Origin of the sequence: Mesorhizobium sp. M7A.F.Ca.CA.001.10.2.1, assembly GCF_003998575.1 — a bacterium.
GTDB lineage: Bacteria > Pseudomonadota > Alphaproteobacteria > Rhizobiales > Rhizobiaceae > Mesorhizobium.
The window spans coordinates 1-7,653 of sequence record NZ_RZQY01000268.1; the positions used below are offsets into that span (position 1 = coordinate 1).

At 64.4% G+C, this 7,653-nt stretch carries 12 protein-coding genes, 1 tRNA gene and 2 pseudogenes; 12 read left to right on the forward strand and 3 right to left on the reverse strand.

All coding sequences use genetic code 11. From position 1 onward, the window contains the following. Positions 1-139: 139 nt before the first annotated feature. The 7 genes from EN964_RS18000 (at position 140) to yacG (ending at position 3,975) form a co-directional block, all read left to right on the forward strand. Positions 140-574, forward strand: a complete 435-nt coding sequence (locus EN964_RS18000; protein ID WP_127268680.1) for a DUF2948 family protein — start codon at positions 140-142, stop codon at positions 572-574. Positions 575-581: 7 nt separating this feature from the next. Further along, positions 582-1,874 carry a histidinol dehydrogenase gene (hisD, locus tag EN964_RS18005; protein ID WP_127272355.1) on the forward strand — a complete coding sequence of 431 codons (1,293 nt, stop codon included), beginning with the start codon at positions 582-584 and terminating at the stop codon, positions 1,872-1,874. A 6-nt stretch (positions 1,875-1,880) separates the two neighbouring features. After that, positions 1,881-2,366: a UPF0262 family protein gene (locus tag EN964_RS18010; RefSeq protein ID WP_127271901.1), complete on the forward strand. Its 486-nt coding sequence runs from the start codon at positions 1,881-1,883 to the stop codon at positions 2,364-2,366. After that, the gene (locus EN964_RS18015) at positions 2,354-2,824 is read left to right on the forward strand and encodes a low molecular weight phosphatase family protein (RefSeq protein ID WP_127272356.1); all 471 of its coding nucleotides are present in this window, start codon (positions 2,354-2,356) and stop codon (positions 2,822-2,824) included. The genes EN964_RS18010 and EN964_RS18015 overlap by 13 nt, the downstream gene beginning before the upstream one ends. Before the next feature lie 87 nt (positions 2,825-2,911). Then, positions 2,912-3,130: a translation initiation factor IF-1 gene (gene infA / locus EN964_RS18020; protein WP_006200926.1), complete on the forward strand. Its 219-nt coding sequence runs from the start codon at positions 2,912-2,914 to the stop codon at positions 3,128-3,130. A gap of 21 nt (positions 3,131-3,151) precedes the next feature. Next, complete coding sequence (locus EN964_RS18025; protein WP_127269084.1) at positions 3,152-3,781, forward strand: Maf-like protein; 630 nt, start codon at positions 3,152-3,154, stop codon at positions 3,779-3,781. Beyond that, positions 3,778-3,975: a DNA gyrase inhibitor YacG gene (yacG, locus tag EN964_RS18030; protein ID WP_127269085.1), complete on the forward strand. Its 198-nt coding sequence runs from the start codon at positions 3,778-3,780 to the stop codon at positions 3,973-3,975. Before EN964_RS18025 ends, yacG begins: the two co-directional genes overlap by 4 nt. 55 nt (positions 3,976-4,030) lie before the next feature. Here yacG and EN964_RS38630 read toward each other — a convergent pair. Then, positions 4,031-4,243 (reverse strand): annotated as a pseudogene (locus EN964_RS38630) (ABC transporter substrate-binding protein); the annotation flags it as partial. Between EN964_RS38630 and EN964_RS18040 the strand changes: the two are divergent. The 5 genes and pseudogenes from EN964_RS18040 to EN964_RS18060 all read left to right on the forward strand — a co-directional run. Continuing rightward, positions 4,233-4,379: pseudogene (locus EN964_RS18040) on the forward strand (helix-turn-helix domain-containing protein); the annotation flags it as partial. The pseudogenes EN964_RS38630 and EN964_RS18040 sit on opposite strands and share 11 nt — an antisense overlap. Before the next feature lie 319 nt (positions 4,380-4,698). Beyond that, positions 4,699-4,774: transfer RNA gene (locus EN964_RS18045), tRNA-Phe, on the forward strand. Between the two features lie 155 nt (positions 4,775-4,929). Continuing rightward, entirely contained in the window at positions 4,930-5,367 is a 438-nt protein-coding gene (locus EN964_RS18050; protein WP_023813918.1) for a hypothetical protein, read from the forward strand. A 174-nt stretch (positions 5,368-5,541) separates the two neighbouring features. Continuing rightward, positions 5,542-6,012 (forward strand): hypothetical protein, encoded by a 471-nt coding sequence (locus EN964_RS18055; RefSeq protein ID WP_127269086.1) that lies wholly within the window; start codon positions 5,542-5,544, stop codon positions 6,010-6,012. Continuing rightward, positions 6,012-6,647 carry a DUF4432 family protein gene (locus tag EN964_RS18060; RefSeq protein ID WP_127269087.1) on the forward strand — a complete coding sequence of 212 codons (636 nt, stop codon included), beginning with the start codon at positions 6,012-6,014 and terminating at the stop codon, positions 6,645-6,647. Before EN964_RS18055 ends, EN964_RS18060 begins: the two co-directional genes overlap by 1 nt. Here EN964_RS18060 and EN964_RS18065 read toward each other — a convergent pair. Then, positions 6,644-7,519 (reverse strand): alpha/beta hydrolase, encoded by an 876-nt coding sequence (locus EN964_RS18065; protein ID WP_127269088.1) that lies wholly within the window; start codon positions 7,517-7,519, stop codon positions 6,644-6,646. The genes EN964_RS18060 and EN964_RS18065 overlap by 4 nt on opposite strands. A gap of 24 nt (positions 7,520-7,543) precedes the next feature. After that, positions 7,544-7,653, reverse strand: a 110-nt coding sequence (locus EN964_RS18070; RefSeq protein WP_164775870.1) for an iron chelate uptake ABC transporter family permease subunit, incomplete at its 5' end; no start/stop codon positions are given.

Below are 7,653 nucleotides of genomic sequence, written 5' to 3' on the forward strand. Positions count from 1 at the left end.
TCCCCGTCACTATATGGGGAGAAGTGCCCGGCAGGGCGATGAGGGGCAGCGCAGACCTGCAGCTGTTGGTGCGGTTGCACCGATCGCCAAGACCGCCTAACAGAAGGCTGAACAATCAACCTTCAGGTGCGAAATCCGCATGACCGGCCTTAAGCTTATCGCGCTAGACGACCAGGACCTGAGCATCGTTTCGGCTCATGTCCAGGATGCCGTGCTGAAAGTCAGCGACCTCGAATTCCTGCCTGCGGCCAAGCGTTTCCTGCTGACCATGAACCGTTTCGTCTGGGAAGCAAAATCCGGCCTGTTTCGCCAGCACAATGAGCGACGGCAGGCCGTGCTGCATTTCGACCGCGTGCTCGGCGCCAAGACCAGCGGCATCGACCGCGACAAGCCTGCGGAAGTCTTGTCGCTGCTGGCGATCAGCTTCATCGAGATCAGCAAGCCGGCCGGCATCGTCGAGCTGATCTTCTCGGGCGGCGGTGCGATCATGCTCGACGTCGAATGCATCGAGGCCCGCCTTGCCGACATCGGCGGGGCGTGGGAAGCCACCTCGCGCCCCATCCACAAGGCCTGAGCGTCCGATGGCCATCACGCTTCGTCAGTCCGACGCCGATTTCGAGCAGCGTTTCGCCGCCTTCCTGTTGACCAAGCGGGAAGTGTCCGCCGACGTCGATGCAGCGGTGGGCGCCATCATCGCGCGCGTGCGCGCCGAGGGCGACGCGGCGCTGATCGACTATTCACGGAAATTCGATCGCGCCGATCTGGCTGGACTGGGCATTGCCGTTTCGAAGGACGACATCGCCCAGGCCTACAAGGCCGCCGACCCAAAGACGATCGAGGCGCTGGAATTCGCGCGCGACCGCATCCGCTCGCATCATGAGCGGCAGCGACCAAAGGATGACCGCTATACGGATGCCGCCGGCGTCGAGCTCGGCTGGCGCTGGACGGCGGTCGAGGCGGTTGGGCTCTATGTGCCGGGCGGCACGGCGAGCTATCCAAGCTCGGTGCTGATGAACGCCGTGCCGGCCAAAGTGGCCGGCGTCGAGCGCATCGTCATGGTCGTACCGGCGCCGGGCGGCATCATCAATCCGCTGGTGCTGGTGGCGGCCGACATATCAGGCGTGTCGGAAATCTACCGTGTCGGCGGCGCGCAGGCGATCGCCGCCCTTGCCTACGGCACCGAAACGATCAGGCCGGTCGCCAAGATCGTCGGCCCGGGCAATGCCTATGTCGCGGCGGCCAAGCGCCAGGTGTTCGGCGCCGTCGGCATCGACATGATCGCCGGGCCGTCGGAAGTGCTCGTCGTGGCCGACGGCAGCAACGATCCGGACTGGATCGCGGCCGACCTGCTGGCCCAGGCCGAGCACGATGCATCGGCGCAATCGATCCTGGTCACCGACGATCCAGCCTTCGGCATCGCTGTCGAACAAGCCGTCGAGCGCCAGTTGCAGAGCCTGCCACGCGCCGAGACGGCGGCGGCGAGCTGGCGTGATTTTGGTGCGGTGATCCAGGTGTCGACCATCGACGCCGCGCTGCCGCTGGTCGACCGCATCGCCGCCGAACATGTCGAACTGGCCATCGACGACGCCGAGGGCTTCCTGTCGCGGATGCGCAACGCGGGTGCGGTCTTTCTCGGCCGCCACACGCCGGAAGCCATCGGCGACTATGTCGGCGGCTCCAACCATGTGCTGCCTACGGCGCGCTCGGCGCGCTTCTCGTCCGGTCTGTCGGTGCTCGATTTCGTCAAGCGCACGTCGATCCTCAAGCTTGGACCGGAACAGTTGCGGATCTTGGCGCCGGCGGCGATTGCGCTGGCCAAGGCGGAAGGCCTTGACGCGCATGGACGCTCCGTCGCCATACGGTTGAACATGTAGGCGGCGATGTCTGGCCCCGATCAAACCCGCGCCAGGCTGATCGATGTCGAACTCGATGAATCGATCGGCCGGTCGACACCCGATGTCGAGCATGAACGCGCGGTGGCGATCTTCGACCTGATCGAGGAGAACAGTTTTCAGCCCGTCAGTGACAGCGGCGACGGCCCTTACCGGCTGAAACTGTCGCTGGCCGAGCAGCGCCTGGTGTTTGCCGTGGCGCGCGAGGATGGCACCGCCGTCGTCACCCATATCCTGTCGCTGACGCCGCTCAGGCGCATCGTCAAGGACTATTATATGATCTGCGAAAGCTACTACGACGCCATCCGTTCCTCGACGCCGAGCCACATCGAAGCGATCGACATGGGCCGCCGCGGCCTGCACAATGAAGGTTCGCAGACGCTGATGGACCGGCTGTCCGGCAAGATCGACATCGACTTCGATACGGCGCGCCGGCTGTTCACGCTGGTCTGCGTACTGCACTGGCGGGGCTAGCCCTGGCACCCGGCGCCCTGCCCCGTTCGATCCTGTTCCTGTGCGGCATGAATGCCGTGCGCTCGCCCATGGCGGAGCAACTGGCGCGCCGCATGCTGCCCGCCACCGTCTTTGTCGCTTCGGCAGGCGTTCGCGCCGGCGAGCGCGATCCATTCGTCGATGCGGTGCTTGCCGAAGACGGTCTCACGCTGGGCGGGCGTCACCCAAGGACGATGGACGATCTCGAGGACGACTATTTCGACCTCATCGTCACGCTGGCGCCGGAAGCGCACCACGCCGCACTTGAACTCACCCGCTCGCTCGCTGTCGAGGTCGAATACTGGCCGACGCCGGACCCGACCGACGCCAGCGGCACCCGCGAACAGATCATGGCTAGTTATCGCGACGTGCGCGAGCGGCTGAAGGTGCGCATAGGCCGACGTTTTCTGCTTCCAGGAGCAAAAAACGCGACGGATTAAGCGTGTTCACAAGCGGACGATTATCATATAGGTTCCGCCGAAATTCCGGCCAGGGTGCTGGAACTACCATCCAAGCAAAGGTATCGAATGCCGAAGGAAGAAGTCCTCGAGTTTCCGGGTGTCGTGACGGAATTGTTGCCGAACGCGATGTTCCGGGTAAAGCTCGAAAACGAACACGAAATCATCGCCCATACGGCCGGCCGCATGCGCAAGAACCGCATCCGCGTGCTGACCGGCGACAAGGTTCTGGTCGAGATGACGCCATACGACCTGACCAAGGGCCGCATCACCTATCGTTTCAAGTAAGCAAAGCCCGACTGGTCCGCGATGAGCATTTTGCAGAAGCTGGTGCTTGCCTCGGGTTCGCCGCGCCGGATCGAGCTCTTGCAGCAGGCCGGCATCGAGCCGGACCGCGTGCTGCCGGCCGATGTCGACGAAACGCCGTTGCGTGCCGAGCATCCGCGCTCGCTGGCCAAGCGGCTGTCGAGGGAAAAGGCCGAGAAGGCGTTCGCCTCGCTGCAGACCGAAGCCGACTACGCGCCAGGTTTCGTGCTGGCCGCCGACACGGTGGTTGCCGTCGGACGGCGCATCCTGCCCAAGGCGGAAACCCTCGACGACGCTGCCAACTGCCTCGGGCTGTTGTCGGGCCGTTCGCACCGGGTCTATTCCGGCATCTGCCTGATCACCCCGGGTGGCAAGCTGCGCCAACGGCTGGTCGAGACGCGGGTGCGTTTCAAGCGGCTGCCGCGCGAAGAGATTGACGCCTATGTCGCCTCGGGCGAATGGCGCGGCAAAGCGGGTGGTTACGCGGTCCAGGGCCTCGCCGGCGCCTTCGTCGTCAAGCTGGTCGGCTCCTACACCAATGTCGTCGGGCTGCCGCTCTATGAGACCGTCGCGCTGTTGAGCGGCGAAGGCTTCAAGGTGCATGGCGGCTGGCTGGCGGGACCCCGGCTGTGAATTCCGATCCCAAAGTCACGCCCTTGCGCCCGAAGCGCCCCTGCCCCGAATGCGGCAAGCCCTCGGCGCGCGACACCTTCCCGTTCTGCTCGACGCGCTGCAAGGACATCGACCTCAATCGCTGGCTGAAGGGCGCTTACGTCATCAAGGCTCGCGACGACGAGGAAGAAACGGACCCCGACGATTCGAAATGAGCCGGGCGCCCAGTGACCAGATCTGGTCGTGATCGAGCTCGGCTGATGTGTGCGGGCCGGCGGCGCAGCCGGCGATCGACTTGTCGTAAGTCGGCTGGTTGCCGAGATCCTGGACCGTGACCTTGACGTCGGGAAATTGCTTGTTGAAACCGGCAATCGTCGCCTTCAGCGATGAAGCCGCGACATTCCGGCTCCAGATGGTGATTTCGCCGGATTGCGCGAAGGCCGGGGCTGAGCCCAGGGCAAGCGCGAGCGCGGCGCAGGTGATGCATCAGGACGCCAATGTGCTGCGCGTCGCCATGGATTCGGGCTTCGGCTCGCTCAGCGCCTTCAACAAGTCGTTCCGCAAGCTCGCCGGCATGTCGCCCTCCGATTTTCGTAGAGGCGTGACCGGCGCCAGATAGGTGGCGGCGACCAATGCGGGTCTGAGCCGCGAAGCATTGTGCGCCTCGATCGTCGGCTAAAGGCAGTGCCACGGCATGTCAGCCGGCAATAGCGGCACGGACAGGGATGGCGAAGGCCGCATCGTGCCATGCCGTGCCCGATTCCCGCCCGCAAGCGGCATGGAAACCGGGGCACCGCACGGCGTCGCTTTTCCTGCCTGAAATCGCCCACTAGGCGCTGGACAGGCCGAATTCCCGTGCTATAACCCACGCGCTTTCAAGGGGCGCCCCACGGCGCCTCGATGAATTCCGGCCAACGAGTTTTCGTTTGCCGGAACAGGCCCAGATAGCTCAGTTGGTAGAGCAGCGGACTGAAAATCCGCGTGTCGGTGGTTCGAATCCGCCTCTGGGCACCACTACTCCCCGGTCCGTTTTGGACACACCCCATCGCGTCGCCGCCTGCATCGCCAAGTGGAATCACTTTGCGCACATTAGCCCGCAGACGGATTTAATTTGCTTGGCCACCCCTCAACCCTAGGGCAAACTGCCTGCCGGGGCTGCAGGAGGTGAAATGAGAGCACGCGCAGCGACGCTTGGGGATCTGGAGGATGTCTTTCGCGGTCTGTCCAAGCGGATGTCGGACGAATACGTGGCGGCCGGCAAGGACAGCAAGATCGCCTACGACAATCTGATGATGAATTTGAAGGAGGGCCGCGCGCACGCGCTTGTCGAGGGCGACAAGGCCGTGGCGATCATCGCCTGGCACGAGAACAGCGACGCCGCCGACACGCTGTTCGCCGCACGGGAGGACTTCTTCCGCGCCGCGACCGTTCGCTTCTGCAAGCGGCATATCAGGCACATCCAGGCGCTCGCCGGCAACCTCGCCATCCACTCGCGCAGTTGGCTCCAGGGGCCGGATGTCGCAAGATGGTTCGGCGTTATCGGCTATGTCGAGCGCGGCCGGGAGAACGGCGCCACTTTGTTCGAGCTGCCGCCGGCTCGCGGATAGGCAATCGCGGGATATTGCCTGGCAAGCTTGCAGTTTCGAGCGCTCTCCCAGGAGGGCGCGAAGAGACTCTGCCACCAGCCGTCCTGGCAGAAGCTGTGAGACGTGCTGCCGTTGATTTCCAGATGTTTCCTGCGACTATCGGCACGCACGCTTGCGGTGGATAAGGTCGAAACAATGCATCTGGACTACTCCGATCACGTCTTCGTCGACCTCGTGCCCGAGCAGTTCGGCGCGTCGGAAACCATCGTCGCGCGTTATCGCGGGCTTGTCGCCACCGCCTTTCGCTACCGATCCGGCGTTGCCGGGCTTCGGATCAGCAACGCGAAGGGCGAAATCGTCATGCTGCCGTTCCAAGGACAGCAGATTTGGGACGCGACCTTCCTCGGCCGCTCCCGGACCATGCGCTCGATGTTCGATGAGCCGGTCGCGACCCGCGACTATCTTTCCAACTACGGCGCGTTCTTCATCCACTGCGGCGCCACCGCAATGGGAAATCCGGGGCCGGATGACCGCCACCCGCTTCACGGCGACCTGCCCAATGCGCCCTATCAGGATGTGCAACTGATCGCCGGCAGCAATTCCGAAGGGCCTTTCATGGCGCTGACGGGGCGCTGTCGACAGACCGTCGCTTTCAGCCATATGTGATGGAGCCCACCGTACGGCTGCAACTCGACGCCAGCAGCCTCGCCGTCGACATCGTGATCGAGAACCTGAAACGCTCGGCCATGGAGTTGATGTACCTGGCGCACATCAATTTCAAACCGGCCGATGGCGGGCGCCTGGTCGACACCGTAGCGGATGATTCCGCGGACATTGTCGTGCGCCAGACGCTGCCGCCCTTTTTCACGCCGAGCGAAAGCTACCTTGCCTACCGCGATGCCGTTGTCGCCAATCCTTCGCGGCATCGCCTGCTGACCAAGGGCGAGCCGATCGACCCAGAACTCGTGCTGACGATGAGGGCTAAGGCGGACCCCCAGGGCTGGGCGCACGCCTTGCAGGTCCATCCGGACCGTACTGCGGATTTCGTCAGCTTTCGCCCCGACGAGCTCAATTATGCCGTCCGCTGGATCACACGCGGCGCCGACCAGGACGCGCTTGGCCTCGTGCTGCCGGCCACCGCCGAACCAGACGGCTATCTTGCGGCCAAGGAAAGAGGCCGCCTGGTTCGCGTCGCACCCGGGGAAAAATTCCGCTGTGCCCTGCGTTTTGGCGCTATGGACGCGGACGCAGCCACACAACGAGAACAAGCCATTGCAGCGTTGAGAGGTGAAGGCCGTTAGTCGCAAGCCCTGACCGCAAACGCTGCCTGAACCGCACGATTGACCGTGACCGGCAGGATCGACATGTGGTTCTCGCCGGCGTGCAGCTCGAAGCGCGCACGCACGCCCGGGAGAGCATCAAGCCGCTGCGCCATTGCCCGCGCGAATTCGTCGGTGCATGTCACCTTCTTCTGCTGGAGGCGCTTTTCCTCGTCCTCGGCGCCAATCTGAAACGGCGCCAGCTTCTCGGTCTCGTACTCGCCGGCCGACAGGATCACGGTCGTCGCCAAACCAGCGGGGATGGCGGCCTCGAAGGTTTCGAGAAAGCGATCGATGGCACGGTCTTCCCAATAGATGGCGGGGCTCGCCGCGATCCAGGTCTGGAAGGCCGAGGGCCGCGTGAACAGGGCATAGAGCGCAAACAAGCCACCGAAGGAATGGCCATAAAGCGCCTGGCGGCTAGCGTCGACCGTGATCCGACTGGCGACCCACGGCTTCAACTCGTCCTCGATGAAGGCAAGGAACTCCCCTGCCCCACCGGTCCGGACTTCGGGCGTGCCCTCATAGAAGGGCGGATAGGTCTTGCCCGGCGGCGGGCCGAGATCCCATGAGCGGCGCAGCGGGTCATAGGCGCCCTCGACGGGATAGCCGATGGCGACGATGACGCCCCAGCCGACATTGGTGCCCGTTGGATAGAAGGCCTGCGCGCGCATGGCGTCGACCGCCGTGCCGATGACGGCGTTGCCGTCGGTCATGTAGAGCACAGGCCAGCCGGCCTCGGGCACCGGCCCGGACGGCACATGCAGGAATATCCGCCAGGGGGCGCCGCCCTGCGCCGGGACAAGATCGTGGACCGTGGTGTCGGCGATCAAGGCTGGCATCGACTTGGACATCGATATCTCCACAAGGGCTAAAGGTCAGCGGCGGCGCAGCAGCCACATCAGCACCGGGCCGCCGATCAGTGTGGCGACGAGACCGGCCGGGACCTGGCGCGGGAAGATGGCGGTGCGGCCCACCCAGTCGGCGG